Below are 15862 nucleotides of genomic sequence, written 5' to 3'. Positions count from 1 at the left end.
CTCCCTCGCCCTGTTCCGCGCGTTCCGCCGCGAGCAGGACGACCCCGAGGCCTGCTACTCCCTGCTGGCCCGCGACGCCGCCGATCAGGTCGAGGCCTACGACGGGCCCGTGGCCGGGCGTACCGTCCTCGACGTCGGTGGCGGCAGCGGGTACTTCACCGAGGAGTTCCGGCGGCGCGGGGCACACGCGTTCCTCTTCGAGCCCGACCCGGCCGAGCTCGGCGGGACACCCCCCGCCGCGGCGGTCGTCGCCGACGGGTACCTGCTGCCGCTGCGGGACGGCGTCGCGGACGTCACCTTCTCCTCCAACGTGCTGGAGCACGTGGCCGATCCGGAGACGTTCCTCAGTGAGCTGGCCCGGGTGACGCGGCCGGGCGGGCTGATCTACGTGTCGTTCACCAACTGGCTGTCGCCCTGGGGCGGGCACGAGTGGGCCCCGTGGCACTGGTTCGGCGCCGAGCGGGCCCGGGCCCGCTACCTGCGGCGGACGGGCCGGCCGGCCAAGCACACCCTCGGCGAGAACCTGTTCGCGGTGCACATCGGCTCCACCCTGCGGCAGGTGCGTGCCCGGGACGACGTCACGGTCGTCTCGGCGCGCTCCCGCTACTGGCCGTTCCTCGCGGAGGCCGTCGTCAAGGCGCCCGGCATCCGCGAGTTCGCCACCTGGAACCTCCTCCTCATTCTGCGGCGGTGTCCTACATGACAACGACGGTCCAGGCTCCTCCCCCGGCAGCCGTCCCCACCACCGCGACCACCGCGGGCCCGCCCGACGGGCCGCGGTCGCGGCGCTGGCTGCTGGGTTTCTGGGCCGTGGTGTTCGTGTTGTTCCTCGCGGTGCGGCCGGGGCGGCAGACCTTCGACACCAAGCTCGGGGTCACGGTCGATCCGGGGCAGTTCCTCGCCGACCTGGGCCAGTTGTGGCACGACCGGGCCGGGTTCGGCGGGATCCAGGACCAGTACGTCGGCTATCTGTGGCCGATGCTGCCGTTCCACTGGCTGTGCGACCTCGTGCGGCTGCCGGTGTGGCTGGCGGAGCGGCTGTGGCTGTCGCTGATCGTTTCCGTCGCCTTCTGGGGGGCGTTGCGGCTGGCGGAGCGGCTGCGGGTGGGGAGCGGGACGTCCCGGCTGCTGGGCGCGGTGGCGTACGCGCTGTGGCCGGTGTTCACCACCGTCATCGGGTCGACGTCGGCCGCGGCGCTGCCGGGGGCGTTCCTGCCGTGGGTGCTGCTGCCGCTGACGAACGAGCGCTACGCCGCCCGGGTCGCGGCCCTGCGGTCGGCGCTGCTCGTGCCGTTCATGGGCGGGGTGAACGCGTCGGCGACCCTGGCCTCCCTGCTGCCGGCCGGGCTGTATCTGCTGTCCCGGCCGCCCGGGCCCCGGCAGCGCAAGCTGATCGTCTGGTGGGCCCCGGCCGTGATCGTGGTGACCGCCTGGTGGTGGGTGCCGCTGCTGCTGCTCGGCGTCTACGGCGAGAACTTCCTCCCCTATATAGAGACCGCGCGGACGACGACGGACACCATGTCGGCGACCGAGGCGCTGCGCGGGGCGGGGAACTGGGTCGCCTATCTGCACCTCGGTGAGGCGTGGCTGCCGGCCGGCTGGGCCGTGGCCTCCTCCGTCGTCGTGATCGTGTGCTCGGCGCTCGCCGCCGGACTGGGCCTCGCCGGACTCGCCCGGCGGGACATGCCCGAGCGGCGGTGGCTGGTGCTGACGGTGCTCGTGGCCGTGCTGGTGCTGCTCGCCGGGTACGGCGGGGCGTTCGGGGCGCCGTTCCACGGGGTGGTGCAGGACTGGCTGGACGGGTGGCTGTCGCCGTTCCGGAACATCTACAAGTTCCAGGCCGGCGTGGCGCTGGCGCTCGTTCTCGGTCTGGCGCATCTGGCGGGGGTGGCCACCGAGGCGCGCGGGGCACGGCAGGTGCGCGGCCGGCGCTTCGCCCCGCTGGTCGCGGCCGTGCTGATCCTGCCCGGACTGCTGTGGCCCTACCTCAACGGCTCGATCCTCAACCCGGGTTCGTTCCAGAAGCTCCCCACCTACTGGCAGGCCACGGCCGACTGGCTGGAGAAGTACTCGCCCGACTCGCGGGCCCTCGTCGTCCCGGCGACCGCGCACGGCCTGTACACCTGGGGCTCCCCCATCGACCAGCCGCTCGACGTGCTCGCCGAGTCGCGGTGGGCGCAGCGCGACTACGTGCCGTTCGGCACGCCCGGCAACCGGCGCGCGATGGACGCCGTCGAGCAGGCGCTGACGTCCGGGGCCGAAGTCCCGGGACTGGCCGACTACTTGAGCCGGGCCGGGCTGTACTACGTCGTCGTACGCAACGACCTCGACCCCGACCAGATCGGCTACGTGCCCACCACGACCGTCAAGCGCACCCTCGAACAGTCGGGGTACGAGCGGGTGACGGGACTCGGGCCGGTGATGACCGGCGGCCGGATCGCGCAGGACGCGCCGCTCCAGGTCGAGGGGCTGTACCCGCGGCAGCGGGCCGTGGAGATCTACCGGCCGGCCGGTGAGGACGTGGTCCGGCCCGGGCAGGCCGGGCTCGCCCCGGTCGCCGACACGGCCGTGGTGTCCGGCGGACCGGAGACGCTGCTGCCGCTGGCGGAGCGGCTGCGCGGGCGCGCGACGGTCCTGACCGGCGACAACCACCCCGGGCTGGGCACCCCGGCCGTGCAGGTGCTGGGTGACGGGCTGCGGCGGGCGGACACCCGGTTCGGCCTGGTCAACGCCGGTACGTCGTACACGTACACGCGCGACGAGCGGAACGCGCCGGACGCGCTTCAGGACCCGGGTGAGAAGCCGCGGCAGATCCTGCCCACCGAGGGCACCGATCACCAGACGGTGGCCGAACTGCGCGGTGCCCGCTCGGTGTCGGCGTCCTCGTACGGCAACTGGCTGTTCCATCTTCCGCAGTACGACCCGGTGAACGCCTTCGACGGCAACCCGGGCACCGCGTGGGCGGAGGGCGCGCCGGACACTCCGGACGGGCAGTGGCTGCGCATCGGCTTCACCGGCCGCTACGCCATGCCGTCCTCCTTCAAGGTGACTCCGCTGCCGCAGGAGAGCGTGCGGGCGGCGGCGACGAAGGTGCGGGTGGAGACCGAGAAGGGCGAGCGGACGAGCTTCCTCCAGCCCAACGGCAGGACCCAGCGGATCAAGGCCCCCGAGGGCGCGACGGGCTGGATGAAGCTGACGATCGTGGACTCCGTGGCGCGCAGGGCCGGGCTGACCGGCGCGGGCTTCTCCGAGATCGGCCTGCCGGACGTGCAGGTGACGCGGCTGCTGCGGCTCCCGGCGGACGCCGGGGACGCCGCGTCGGCCGCGACCGTCGTCTCCCTGCACCGCGCCTCCGACCCCACGGGCCTGTCCGCGACCGGCACCGAGGCGGGCCTGCACCGCCGCTTCACGACGCCGGCCGCCGGGACGTACCGGGTCAAGGCGAGCGCGGTGCCCGTGCCGGGCACGGAACTCGACGAGTTGCTCTACGAGGTCGCGCCCGAGCAGCGGTCCCGGATCGTCGCCACCGCCGACTCCACGGCGAGCCTCGGCGCGGGCCTCGCGGCACGCAACCTCACCGACGGAGACCTGACGACGGCGTGGATCGCGGGCGACCGGCCGACGATCCACCTGCGCTGGGAGGGCAAGCAGCCGGTCGGCGAACTGGTCCTGGCCCCCGCGGGCGGCCTGTCGGCCCGCGCGTCCGAGGTGCACATCAGCTCCCCGGACGGCGCGGCCATCGCCGGCGCCGACGACAACGGCTGGGTCCGCTTCCCGCCGATCACCACGGACCGGCTCGACATCACCATCACCGGGACGGCCCCGCTGACCCTGCACAACCCGGTCGCGGACGAGGACCTGCGCCTCCCCGTGGGCCTCACGGAGGCGTACGTCCCGTCCCTCGACCAGTACCGCACCCCCCAGCCGGACGGCACCCGGAAGTTCTCCGTCCCCTGCGGCAAGGGCCCGGTGGTGGCGCTGGACGGCGAGCTGTACGAGACGGGCGCCAAGGGGACCGTGCGGGACCTGGTGGAGCGGCGGGGAGTGGAGGTGACGCTCTGCCAGGAGGGCCGCAGCGACACCGAGGTGCGGCTGGACGCCGGCGAGCACCGCCTGGAGGGCGGTGACGCGGGCCCGCTCGCGCTCACGGACGTGACCCTGACCCGCGGCACGGTCCCCGAGGCCGCCGCGGCCGGGCGTGACCTGCGGATCCGGGACTGGCTGGGCGACCGGCGCAAGGTGACGGTCGGCTCCGGCGCGGCCTCGTACCTGACGACGTACGAGAACGTCAACGACGGCTGGCGGGCCACGCTGAACGGCAAGGAGCTGACCCCGGTGCGGCTGGACGGCTGGCAGCAGGGCTGGCGGGTCCCGGCCGGGGCGGGCGGCGAGGTCACCCTGTCGTACGAGCCGGCCACGGCCTACGACGCCGCCCTGATCGGCAGCGGCGTCGGCATCGCGGTCCTGACCGGCCTGGCGCTGTGGCGCCGCCGCGCCCCCAACCCCGACGCACCCCAGCCGGCCCCGCCGCTGCCCGGGCTGTGGCTCGGCACGGTCGCGCTGACCCTGGTCGGGGTGGTGATCGCGGGCTGGTTCGCGCTGCTGGTCCCGGCGCTGGCGCTGCTCGCCGCGCGCCGGCACGCCCTGCTGGTGCCGATCGCCTTCGCCGCCCTGGCCGGGGCGGGGATCGTCGCGGCCCTCGGCGCCGGGGAGCCGGTGGGCGCGGGCGAGGGGGCGTTCGGGCACCTGGCCCAACTGCTGGCGCTGGCCGGCCTGTTCGCGGGCTTGGTGAGTCTGCGTGAGGGGCCGCCGTCGGAGGCGCCGACGCAACAGCTGCCGACGACGGACGCCGGGGAGGGCAAGACCGTATGACGGCACCGGTGCGCATCCCGTTCCCGGTGGTGGACGAGGTGTCCCGGCACTGCCTCCAGGAGGCGGAACCCGAGACGGTCCACATCGAGGTCCACCTCCCGGGCCCCCTCGACCACGCGCGGCTGCGCAAGGCGTTCCTGGAGGCCCTGCACCGGCATCCGCGGATCCTGATGCGGGAGGCGCGGGGGCCCTGGTACCGGCGGCGGTACGAGTGGGAGCTGACACCGGGGCCCGACGTGGAGGTGGTGTCCTTCGCCGCGCCCGGCCCGCGAGCCCTGCGGGACGCCAGGGCCCGGGCCCTCACCCACGCCCCGCCGCTGTCCACGTCCCCGCCGATCCGGCTCGAGGTGGTGGACCCGGTCCTGCTGCTCACCATCAACCACACCGCCCTGGACGGCCCGGCGTGCCTGCGCGTCCTGGCCACGGCCGCCGAGCTGTACGGGGGCCGGGACAACGCCCCGGCGGCGCCCCCGACCCGCCCCGCCGAACCCAGGCGGGAGGTCCCGGACACCCCGGCCGGCTGGTCGCCCCCCGCACGGGTGGCGCACGGCACGCCCGAACCCTCCCCCGGCAACGGCCTGCTGGTGACCGAGCTGCCCCTCCCGCACCGCCCCAAGGGCTCCCCGTACACCGTCAACGACCAGCTCATGGTGACCACGGCCCTGACCATCGCCCACTGGAACAGGGAGCACGGCGCCCGCCCCCGCCCCCTGCGCATCACCATGCCCGTGGACGACCGGCCCCGCGACACCACGATGCCCATCGGCAACGGCACCCGCCTGGTCGAGGTCCCGTACGCACCGGGGGAACTGGACGTCACCGACATGCCCGCCCTGCTGCGCCGCACCGCGGAGCGCACCCGGGCCCTCAAGTCCCTCCCCCGTCCCCAACTCGGCCACGGCGCCGCCCTCCTGACCGCGCCCTGGGCGCCCGTCGCTGCCCGCGCCGCCCTCACCCGCACCCTGCGCCGGGCCGCCGCGCCCTGGACATCGACGACCCTGCTCAGCAACATCGGCCGCATCCCCTACCCACTGGATTTCGGCGACGAGGCGGGCCGCGCGCACGCGGTCTGGTTCTCCGCCCCGGCCCGGATGCCGCGCGGTCTGACCGTGACCACCGCCTCCACGGCCGGCCGCCTCCACCTGGCCCTGCGCTGGTCGAAAGCCCTGCTCAGCAGCGGTGACGGCGCCCACCTCCGCGATCTCTTCGAGCACTACCTGCACACCACGGAGGTGACCGAGTGACGACACCGACCACGACCGGCCCCCCACCCCGCGACCTGCGCGACTTCTACGAGAACCCCGCCGTGCCGGTCGCCTCCGGCACCCCGCGCAGCGTCCGCCAGGCCAGGATGCTGGCCCGCGCCCTGAACAGCCCGGCGAGCGCGCGCCCGCGGACGATCCTCGACATCGGCTGCGGGGACGGCACCGCCGCCGCCACCGCCGCCCCGCTCCTGCCCGGCCACCGCGTCATAGGCGTCGACTGGTCCCAGGACGCCCTGCGCCGTGCCCGCACCCGCATCCCGTACGCGGTGCGCGGCGAACTCACCGGCGGCGGGCTGCCGTTCGCGTCCGGGTCGGCCGACGCGGTGCTGTTCAGCGAGGTCGTCGAGCATCTCGTCGACCCGGACGCGGCCCTCGACGAGATCCGGCGGATCCTGCGCCCCGGCGGGCATCTGATGCTGTCCACGCCGAACCTCGCCGCCTGGTACAACCGCGGCCTGCTGCTGGCCGGTGTGCAGCCGGTGTTCTCGGAGGTCAGCCTGCGCGGCATCCACGGCCGCCCGGGCAAGGAGGTCGTGGGGCACCTGCGGCTCTACACCGCGCGCGCACTGAAGGAGTTCGTCGCCGCGTCCGGGTTCACCGTCGTACGGCTCGAAGGGGCCCCCTTCCACGGCGTGCCGCGCCCACTGCGGCCGCTGGACCGGCTGGCCTGCGCCCGGCCGCAGCTCGCGTCGATCCTGCTGCTGCACGCCAGGAGGACGTAGCCCATGTGGTGGGGAGTGGCCGCCGCGCTGCTGGCGAACACCCTGTACAGCCTGGGCTTCGTCCTGGAGAAACGGGCGCTCACCGCCCTGCCCGAGGTGACGATCCGCCGGCCGGCCCGGCTGCTGCGCCTCGTCCTCGGCAGCCCCCTGTGGATCGGCGGGTCCCTCGCCCTCGCGGCCGGTTTCGCCGCACAGCTCGTCGTCTACCGCACCCTGCCGATCGCCGCCGCGCAGGGCATCTTCGTCTCCGGCCTGGTGCTGCTGGTGCTGCTGTCGGCGCGGCTGCTCGGGGAGGAGACGTCCGGCCGGGAGCGGTACGCACTGGGCGCGATCCTGCTGGCGCTGCTGATGGTGGTGCTGTCGCTGCGCGAGGGCACGGACACCGTCAGCCAGGACGCGCCCTACCAGCTGATCCTGCTGGTGTGCGTGCCGTCGCTGGCCGCCGGGGTGTGGCTGTACGGCTCCGCCGAGCGGCGGGCCCGCAACCGGCACCGGCGCCCGACGACCGGCGTCGAGTACGGCGTGGCGGTGGGCCTGCTGTACGGGGTCAGCTCGCTGGCCATCAAGGGCGTCTCGAGCCGTCTGACGACCGACGGGATCGGCGGCGCGGTGCTGGGCCTGCTGGCCTCCCCGTATCCGTATCTCCTCCTGTTCACCGGTGCGTTCGGCCTGGTGATGTCGCAGGCGGCGCTGCAGCGCTGCCGGGCCTCGCTGATCGTGCCGGTGTGCACGACCGTGACGTCCCTGTTCACGGCGGTGCTCGGCACGCTGTCGTTCGGCGAGGCCCTGCCGGACGAGCCGCTACGGCTCGCGCTGCGGGTGGCGGGCACGGCCCTGGCGGTGGCCGTGCTGCTGACCATGCCGAAGCACGACGCTTCTCCCCGACCCTCCCCACCCGCCAAGGAGCTGACCTCACCGTGAAGCCCGACGACCCGCTGCTGAAGATCCTGGCCTGCCCGATCGACAAGGGCCCGCTGCACCTGCTGGCCGAGGAGGCCGGGCGGGAGGAGGCGCTGTACAACCCGCGTCTGCACCGCCGCTACCCGATCACCGACGGCATTCCGCAGCTGCTGCCGTCCTCGGGCGAGCAGGTGCCGGACGACGAACACGAGGAACTCCTCAAGAGGATGGCCCGGTGACCAGCCTGGCGGCCCGCGTCGCCCCCCTCCTGCCCGCCCGCCTGGTGGCCGCGACGGCCCGGGCGCTGTACCCGCGGTTCGAACCGGAGCTGGCCCGGCTCGCCGAGCTGTGCCCGCCCCGCTGCCGCACGGCGGTGGACGTCGGCGGCTGGTACGGGCCCTGGACGCACCGCCTGTCGGGCCTCGCCGAGCAGGTCGTGACGGTCGAGCCGGTGCCCCATCTGGCCCGGCTGCTGACCGCCGCCGCGCCGTCCAACGTCCGCGTGGTCCGTGCGGCGGCCTCGGACCGGCCGGGCATCGCCCGCCTGTGGCTGCCGCCGGACGACTCCGGCGACCGGGGCGTGTCGTCGCTGGTCCGGCGCGACATCCACGGCCGCGCGCTGGACGTCCCGTGCGTCACGCTGGACGAGCTGGGGCTGCGCGACGTCGGCTTCATCAAGATCGACGTGGACGGCAACGAGCCCGCGGTGCTGCGCGGGGCGACGGGCCTGCTGGCCCGTGACCGGCCGGCCCTGTTCGTGGAGCTGGAGTCCCGCATCCAGCCGATCGCGCCGGTGGTGACGTACCTGGCCCTGCTCGGCTACGACGGCTGGGTGCTGCCCGGCGACACCTGGGTGCCGCTGGCGAAGTTCCCACTGGAGGACCACCAGGCCCGCGCGTCCTACGTCGTCTCCCACGGCCTGCTCCGCCGGGTCCTGCCCTCGCCGCACCTGCGGGGCCCGCGCTACGTCAACTCCGTCCTGTTCCTGCCCGACGGCCGCCGCCCGGGCAGGACCCCGGTGGGCGACGATGGGTCCCATGCCTTCCGGAAAGCCCCCCGCTAGCCCCTTCACCCCGCTCGACTTCCAGCTGGTGCTGCTGCGCCGTATGGCCGACCACAACCCCGGCCTGGTGGAGGACGCCCGCCATGAGCTGGGGGTGTCGATCGCCGGCATGCGCGAGGCGAACAAGCGCTGGCAGGCGATGGTCCGCTCCCCGCGCTCGCGCGCGCCCCTGTCGCGCTACCGCCAGGTGCTGGGCGAGCCGGAGTCCCGGACGCCGCGCCGGATCGGCGACCTCGACTGCGAGGCCTGGCTCTGGCCCGTGCCCCTGTGGCCCGCCTTGCGCTTCGAGGTGCTGACCGCCCCGAACCGCGCGGTGTGGAACGAGTGGCTGGTCCGCGCGCCGGGCGCGAAGGGCCCCGAGCTGCGCACGCTGGACGACCTGACCCCCTGGTCCTGCACGGTCGACGAGGTGGCCCGCGCCTTCGCCCCGGCCCGCCCTCTGGAGGGCACGGCACCGACCCGGTGGGGACTGGCGTTCACCGCGCCCGACGCCGCGGGCGTCCGGCGGGAGACGGTCGCGGAGTTCACCTGGGGGCTGCTGCAGCGGGTGGCCGTGAGCGGCGCTCAGGCCTGAGGCGCGCCGACCCGTTCGAGGGTGGGAAGGAACTGGTCGTAAAAGGCGGCCTTGAGGTGCAGGACCCGCTCCTCGGTCTCACGGAAGGCCTCGGCTCCGCACTGCCTGCGAGGAGGTGCTGATGTGGGTGGCCAGGCGGGCGCACACCGCCAGCAGCGGTGCCCAGGACCGTCGCTCGGAGGGCATGGCCCCAGCAGTACACCAAAAGCCCCATCGGAGGAGGTATGCCCCGCGTGCCGCGCTCAGCCGGCGGCGGCCAGCACCGCCTCCACCACTCTGGGCACCGAGCCCGGGTGCAGATCGAGGAACAGGTTCGGCTCGATCAGCTCCAGCTCCATCACGCACGGCTCACCGTCCGGCCCGGTGACCAGGTCCACGCGCGCGTACAGCAGCTCCGCGTCCCCGGGCACGGCGGCCAGCGCCCGCTCGGCGACGTCCAGTTCGGCGGCGGTCGGCTGCCACGGGCGGATGCCGGGGTGGGCGACCTTGTCGGCGTCGTACGGCGTGCCCTGTGCGAGTACGGCGCCCTTGACGCCGGCGTGCAGCAGGCGCCCGCCGAAGAACTGCACGGCCCGCTCGCCGTGGGTGTCGATGCTGCTCAGGTAGGGCTGCACCATGACGGTGAACCCCTCGGCGTGCATGCGCTCGGCCTGCCGCAGGGCGGCGTCCCGCTCCCCGGCCGGGTAGCGGGCGGCGTACCGGGCTCCGGCACCGGAGGCGGGCTTCACCACGTACTCGCCGTCGGCGGGCAGCTCGACGGGGTCGCCGGGCGCGAAGTACCGGGTGGGCACGGTGGGCACTCCGGCCTCCGCGAGCTGCCCGAGGTAGCGCTTGTCGGCGTTCCACCGCACGACCGAGAGCGGATTGGCGAGCCGTGTGGCCTTCGCGCACCGCCCGGCCCACGCCGTGAACTCCCCGGCGCGCCAGCTGTAGTCCCAGGTGGAGCGGAGGAGAGCGAGATCGAACCCGGCCCAGTCCACGTCCGGGTCGTCCCAGGCGACGGCGAGGGCATCGGCCCCGGTCTCCCGCAGCGCGTCCACCAGCACCGGCAGGTCGCGGTCCTTGTGCTCCTCACCGCGGGGGTCGTAGGTGACGACGGCGATGCGCGGGGCGCCGGCCACGGCCACTCCCTCTTCGTACGGACGATCGACGGGATGTCCGCCGCAGGCTAACAACCCCGCCGGGAACCGCGACACCCCGTTTGACCTTCACCTTCGGTGAAGCCCCAGCATCGGTGACGGAACGGACGCCCGGTAGCAGCCGGCCGGCGAGCCCGGCACTCGCTGTCTCGGCGCCGGTCGTCGGCGTCAGCCCGTTCTCGGCCGACGGCGTGCTCGTCCCGGCCGCCGCCCCGGACGTGGACCGCGAGCGTTTCTTCCGGCGGCCGATGGTGTACGGAGAGATTGTGGTGGCGGGCGTACCGGCGGCGGCCCGGCCGGTGATGGTCCTCCCCGGCTGGGGGTGGCCACGCCCGGCCGGGCCCACCGCCACCACCGGCATCAGCAGGCAACAGCAGGCAACAGTCAAGGAGATGTGACGCGTGCCCCCTCTCTTCCCGGCCCTGACCGACAGCCCGGCCGGCCGTCCGGCCCTCCGGTTCGGCGAGCGCTCCCTCACCTACGCGCAGCTCGCCGCCGCGGCCGGAGCACTCACGGGCCGCATCGGCGCAGCCACACGGGTCGCCGTCTGGGCGACGCCCACGATGGAGACGGCCGTCGCCGTGGTCGCCGCGCTCCTGGCCGGAGTCCCGGCCGTGCCGCTCAACCCCAGGTCCGGCGAGAAGGAACTCGGGCACATCCTGTCCGACAGCGCCCCCGAGCTCGTGCTCACCGCTCCCGACGACCTGCTCCCCGCCCCCCTGGGGGACCTCGCCCGCGTGGACGTCGACGTACACGCCACCGGCCCGGCCCCCGAGGACCGCGGCGCGGACGAGGACCCGGCCCTGATCGTCTACACCTCCGGCACCACCGGCCCGCCCAAGGGAGCCGTCATCCCGCGCCGGGCCGTCGCGAGCACCCTGGACGCGCTGGCCGACGCCTGGCAGTGGACCGGCGACGACGTCCTCGTCCACGGACTGCCACTGTTCCACGTGCACGGTCTGGTCCTGGGCACCCTCGGCCCGCTGCGGCGCGGCGGCTCGGTGCGGCACCTGGGCCGCTTCAGCACCCAGGGCGTCGCCCGCGAGCTGAACGCCGGGGCGACCATGCTGTTCGGCGTGCCGACGATGTACCACCGCATCGCGGAGGCCGTGACGAGCGACCCGGAACTGGTGAAGGCGCTGACCGGGGCGCGGCTGCTGGTCTCCGGTTCCGCCGCGCTGCCGGTGCACGACCACGGCCGGATCGCGACCGCGACCGGACGGCGGGTGATCGAGCGGTACGGCATGACGGAGACGCTGATGAACACCGCCGTCCGCGCCGACGGCGAGGCCCGCCCAGGCACGGTCGGTGTGCCCCTGCCGGGGGTGGAGCTGCGGCTGGCCGAGGAGGACGGCTCGGAGATCACCGCGTACGACGGGGAGTCGGTGGGTGAGATCCAGGTACGCGGGCCGAACCTGTTCACCGAGTACCTCAACCGCCCCGACGCCACCGCCGCCACCTTCACCGCCGACGGTTTCTTCCGCACCGGCGACATGGCGGTGCGCGACCCCGACGGCTACGTCCGGATCGTCGGCCGCAAGGCCACCGACCTGATCAAGAGCGGCGGTTACAAGATCGGGGCCGGTGAGATCGAGAACGCGCTCCTCGAACACCCGGGGGTGCGGGAGGCTGCCGTCACCGGGGAGCCGGACGCCGACCTGGGCGAGCGGATCGTGGCGTGGATCGTGCCGGACGATCCGCAGGCGCCGCCCACACTGGACGAGTTGGCCGGCCACGTGGCCGAGCGCCTCGCCCCGCACAAGCGGCCCCGGGTCGTCCACCACCTCGACGCCCTGCCCCGCAACGACATGGGGAAGATCATGAAGCGGGCGCTGGCCCATGGCTGAGCCCTTGTCCGCCCGCGCGGTCGTCACCGCCCTCGCCGACGACGCCACCTTCGCCGAACTCCCCGCCCCGGCAAGGAACTCAAGGCCCGACGGCCCGCTCGGCTGGCCCGGCTACGACGCCTCCCGCGCCCGTGCTGTCGAACGCACCGGCGAGCAGGAGTCCGTGGTGTGCGGCACCGCCCGGGTCGGCGGCACCCGGGCCGTGCTGATCGCGTTCGAGTTCGGCTTCCTCGGCGGCTCCCTGGGCGAGCGCACCGGCGACCGGCTGGAGGCGGCGTACACCTACGCCCGCGAACGCCGCTTCCCGCTGGTGCCGCTGGTGGCCACGGGCGGCAGCCGCATGCAGGAGGGCATGCTCGCGCTGTCCCAGCTCCAGCGGGTGGCACGCCAGTCGGCGCTCACCCGGGAGGCCGGTCTGGCGCAGGTCGCGGTCCTGCGCGACCCGACGACCGGGGGCGGCTGGGCCACCCTGGGCGCGGGCGCCGACGTGACGCTCGCTCTGCCCGGCGCCCAGGTGGGCTTCGCCGGCTCCCGGGTACGGCCGGCCGGCGCCGACCCGGCGGCGTACACGGCGGAGGCGCAGGTCGCGGCGGGCGCGGCCGACGCGGTCGTACGGCCCGAGGAACTGCGCGAGACGCTGGGGCGGTGGCTGCGCCTGCTGACGCGCCCGTCCACCACGCCCGCCCCGCCGCCCGAGCCGCTCGGCGAGTCCGCGGTCCTGCCCGCCACGGGCTGGGACGCCGTCCGCCGCGCCCGGTCCCCGCGGCGGCCACGCGCCGCCGCCTACCTGAACGCCTACTTCACCGACCGGGTCGCGATCAGCGGCGACCGCTGCGGCGGCACCGACCCGGACGGCATGCTGTGCGGCTTCGGCACGCACGAGGGCCGCACGGTCGCCTACGCCGCGCAGACCGGGACCGCGACCCGCCCCGCCGGCTACCGCACCGCCGCCCGGCTGATCCGCCTCGCGGACCGGCTCGGCATCCCGGTGCTGACCCTCGTGGACACCCCGGGCGCGGCCAACGACGCGGAGGCGGAACGGCAGGGCGCGGGCCCGGCGATCGCCGACCTGTTCGCCGCGGTCGCGGGCGCCCGCACCCCGGTGACCACGCTGGTGATCGGCGAGGGCGGCTCCGGCGGCGCCCTGGCCCTGGCCGCCCCCGGCAACACCTGGGCCACGCCCGACAGCTACTTCTCCGTGATCGCGCCGGAACTCGCGGCGGCCATCCTCAAACGCCCCCCACGCGAAGTGGAGACGACGGCGGACCAGCTCCGCATCCGGCCGCAGGACCTGGTGGAGCTCGGGGTGATCCGGGGAACCGTGGGACCCTGAGGTACCGGTGGCTGCCTCCCACGTCATCAAGTACCGTCCGTCACAATGGGAATGCCGGGCGCAAGGACGACGGGGGTGCCGTGGACGGGTTGGTGGAGTTCAGAACCGGTGACGGTGCGGTGGTCACGGTCGAGGCGGCCGAGGAGCGCTCCGGCTCCCGCCTGGTCTCCCGGGGCGACGGCACGGTCCGGGCGACCCGCACGTTCGAGGGTGCCCTGGACGGGGTGCGCGCGGCCGCCGAGTCCGCGCTGCGGGTGTTCCGCGACGGGTCGCTGAAACCGGACGGCGTGGAGATCGAGTTCGGGGTCAAACTGGCCGCCGAGACGGGTGCGTTCATCGCCAGGGGCACCGCCGAGGGCCACCTGGTGGTCAGACTGACCTGGTCCCCGGGCGGCACGGAGGCAAGCCCGGCCTCATGAACAGCGCCGAGTGGCACGCGCGGATCGAGTTACGGGGCCGGGTGGCCGGAGCGGGCTTCCTCGTCACGCCCCGTACGGTGCTGACGTGCGCCCATGTGGTGGGCGACGACGGGGAACCGGCGGTGAGCTTCACCGAGCTGCCGGGCACGCCGCCCGTGCCCGCCCGGGTCGTCGCCCACGGTGGCTGGAGCGGCGGCGCCGCCGGCCCCGGCGACCTCGCCGTGCTGGAACTGGACCGGGAGATGCCGATCGCCCCGGCCGCCCTCGCCCCGGTCGACGCCGCCCACGGCACGCCCCCGCGCAAACTCGTCGTCTACGGCTACCCGGCCGGCTTCGACGAGGGCACCCTCGCCGAATACCGCGTCACCGCATCGCAGTTGATCAGACGGGAGTGGCTCCAGCTGGAGGCCTGGCACGCCGGCGGGCAGCCGCTGGCCCCCGGCTTCAGCGGAGCCGCGGTCACCCTGGCCGACACCGGCGAGGTCATCGGCATGGTCACATCGGCGGCCGACGCCCGGGACGTGCGCACCGGCCGGATGATGCCCCTCCAGGTCATCGCCCGCTACTGGCCCGCCCTGCGCGGCCTGGTCCCCACCTCCGACCACACCACCGCCGACCGGGCCCGGCTGCGCGCCCTGGTGGAGAAGGCGGCCCGCGGGGGCGTCGACTGCGACCCGGTGCGGCTGTACCGCGCGTCGGCCGACCCGTTCGATCCGCCGCCGCCCGAGGAGGGGTTCGACTCCCTGTGGTCGGCGGCCCTGTTCGTGCTGTGCGAGCTCGACGGCCCGGGCGCCGCACGGACCGTCGCCCGGTTCGCCGACCGGCTCGAAGCGCTGCTGCACACCCCGGCCGTGACGCCCGCGGCGCCCGACTGGTCGCCGATCCTCGTCGAACTCGGCCACAGCGGGGCCGGCGACGGCCTGGTCCGTGTCGAGGTGTCCGCGTACAGCGAGGGACGGCGCCACCCGGTCGACTCCGGCACGGTCGAGCAGCACGGGCTGTCCGCGTACGTGCGCGACCGCATCGAGGCGGCGTTCCGGTATCTGACGCCCGGCGCCGACGAACTGGTGGCGTTCGCGCTGCCCCGGGACTGGCTGGACTGGCCCGTCGACCGCTGGGAGAGCGCCCCGGACGACACCACCCCGCTCGGCTGCCTCTACCCGCTGGTCGTCACCGACCACGCCCGGCGCAAGGCCAGCACCCGGCATGTGCTGACCCGGGCCTGGAAGCGGCTCGACGCCTTCCCGGGTGTGCGGCTGCACCGCGTGGAGTGCGGCGGCCCGGAGGAGCCCGGGCGGCTGCGGATGCGGCTGCGGATGCCCGACGCCTGCCTCGCCGGGTTCGGCGCCGCCCCGGCCGCCTCCCGCACCCGGCCGCACTTCGACGTCTCGCTCACCGCCCCGGCCCCGGTGATCGTCTGGTCGCGCGGAGGCTGCGGCTCCGGGCAGGAGGAGTGCGCCGGGGCGGACGGCTGCACGGGCAAGGCCTTCCTGGACGCGCTCGACGCGTGTGTGGCGGCCGTACCGCCGGGCGAACTCCCGCGTCACATCCTGGCGTTGCGCGAGGAGGCGCACGCGGAGGGGGACCACTGGGCGCGCGGCATCCAGCTGCTGTGGGACGACCCGCGGGTCTTTACCGACCCGCACGCCGTCGCCGCCGCGCACGCGGGGTCGCCGGTGGCCTGACCCGCCCGGGGCCGCCGGACAGCGGCCCGACACGTCCCGGAAC

Annotated in this window: 13 protein-coding genes and 1 pseudogene; 13 read left to right on the top strand and 1 reads right to left on the bottom strand. The window is 74.9% G+C overall.

Annotated elements, in window-relative coordinates; translation table 11 throughout:
* Positions 1-10: 10 nt before the first annotated feature.
* From AB0937_RS28800 to AB0937_RS28765, 8 genes are read left to right on the top strand one after another with little or no spacing between them, the layout of a single operon-like run.
* A complete protein-coding gene (locus AB0937_RS28800) occupies positions 11-703 on the top strand; it encodes a class I SAM-dependent methyltransferase (RefSeq protein WP_366715706.1) in 693 nt (230 codons plus the stop codon).
* On the top strand, positions 700-4872 hold the full coding sequence (locus AB0937_RS28795) for a DUF3367 domain-containing protein (RefSeq protein WP_366715554.1): 4173 nt from the start codon (positions 700-702) through the stop codon (positions 4870-4872). The genes AB0937_RS28800 and AB0937_RS28795 overlap by 4 nt, the downstream gene beginning before the upstream one ends.
* Positions 4869-6116 carry a condensation protein gene (locus tag AB0937_RS28790; protein ID WP_366715552.1) on the top strand — a complete coding sequence of 416 codons (1248 nt, stop codon included), beginning with the start codon at positions 4869-4871 and terminating at the stop codon, positions 6114-6116. Before AB0937_RS28795 ends, AB0937_RS28790 begins: the two co-directional genes overlap by 4 nt.
* Positions 6113-6859: a class I SAM-dependent methyltransferase gene (locus AB0937_RS28785; protein WP_366715551.1), complete on the top strand. Its 747-nt coding sequence runs from the start codon at positions 6113-6115 to the stop codon at positions 6857-6859. The genes AB0937_RS28790 and AB0937_RS28785 overlap by 4 nt, the downstream gene beginning before the upstream one ends.
* Positions 6860-6874: 15 nt before the next feature.
* Positions 6875-7780, top strand: a complete 906-nt coding sequence (locus AB0937_RS28780; RefSeq protein WP_366715705.1) for a hypothetical protein — start codon at positions 6875-6877, stop codon at positions 7778-7780.
* Positions 7777-7998 carry a Trm112 family protein gene (locus AB0937_RS28775; protein ID WP_104780743.1) on the top strand — a complete coding sequence of 74 codons (222 nt, stop codon included), beginning with the start codon at positions 7777-7779 and terminating at the stop codon, positions 7996-7998. Before AB0937_RS28780 ends, AB0937_RS28775 begins: the two co-directional genes overlap by 4 nt.
* Positions 7995-8822 (top strand): FkbM family methyltransferase, encoded by an 828-nt coding sequence (locus tag AB0937_RS28770; RefSeq protein ID WP_366715548.1) that lies wholly within the window; start codon positions 7995-7997, stop codon positions 8820-8822. The genes AB0937_RS28775 and AB0937_RS28770 overlap by 4 nt, the downstream gene beginning before the upstream one ends.
* Positions 8788-9396 (top strand): hypothetical protein, encoded by a 609-nt coding sequence (locus AB0937_RS28765; protein ID WP_366715546.1) that lies wholly within the window; start codon positions 8788-8790, stop codon positions 9394-9396. The genes AB0937_RS28770 and AB0937_RS28765 overlap by 35 nt, the downstream gene beginning before the upstream one ends.
* A 242-nt stretch (positions 9397-9638) precedes the next feature.
* On the opposite strand, the gene AB0937_RS28760 is transcribed toward AB0937_RS28765, so the two are convergent.
* Positions 9639-10517, bottom strand: a complete 879-nt coding sequence (locus AB0937_RS28760) for a hypothetical protein (RefSeq protein ID WP_366715544.1) — start codon at positions 10515-10517, stop codon at positions 9639-9641.
* Positions 10518-10672: 155 nt separating this feature from the next.
* Between AB0937_RS28760 and AB0937_RS28755 the strand changes: the two are divergent.
* The 5 genes and pseudogenes from AB0937_RS28755 to AB0937_RS28735 all read left to right on the top strand — a co-directional run.
* A pseudogene (locus AB0937_RS28755) lies at positions 10673-10858 on the top strand (hypothetical protein); the annotation flags it as partial.
* A 78-nt stretch (positions 10859-10936) separates the two neighbouring features.
* Positions 10937-12382, top strand: coding sequence for an acyl-CoA synthetase (locus AB0937_RS28750; protein ID WP_366715542.1), 1446 nt, complete (start codon positions 10937-10939; stop codon positions 12380-12382).
* Positions 12375-13715: a carboxyl transferase domain-containing protein gene (locus AB0937_RS28745; protein ID WP_366715540.1), complete on the top strand. Its 1341-nt coding sequence runs from the start codon at positions 12375-12377 to the stop codon at positions 13713-13715. The genes AB0937_RS28750 and AB0937_RS28745 overlap by 8 nt, the downstream gene beginning before the upstream one ends.
* Positions 13716-13795: 80 nt before the next feature.
* Positions 13796-14134, top strand: a complete 339-nt coding sequence (locus tag AB0937_RS28740; RefSeq protein ID WP_366715538.1) for a CU044_2847 family protein — start codon at positions 13796-13798, stop codon at positions 14132-14134.
* Positions 14131-15819 (top strand): trypsin-like peptidase domain-containing protein, encoded by a 1689-nt coding sequence (locus AB0937_RS28735; RefSeq protein ID WP_366715536.1) that lies wholly within the window; start codon positions 14131-14133, stop codon positions 15817-15819. The genes AB0937_RS28740 and AB0937_RS28735 overlap by 4 nt, the downstream gene beginning before the upstream one ends.
* Positions 15820-15862: the final 43 nt, after the last annotated feature.

The organism is Streptomyces sp. NPDC047880 (assembly GCF_040706515.1).
Lineage (GTDB): Bacteria > Actinomycetota > Actinomycetes > Streptomycetales > Streptomycetaceae > Streptomyces.
This window is presented reverse-complemented; position numbering and strand designations above follow the sequence as displayed.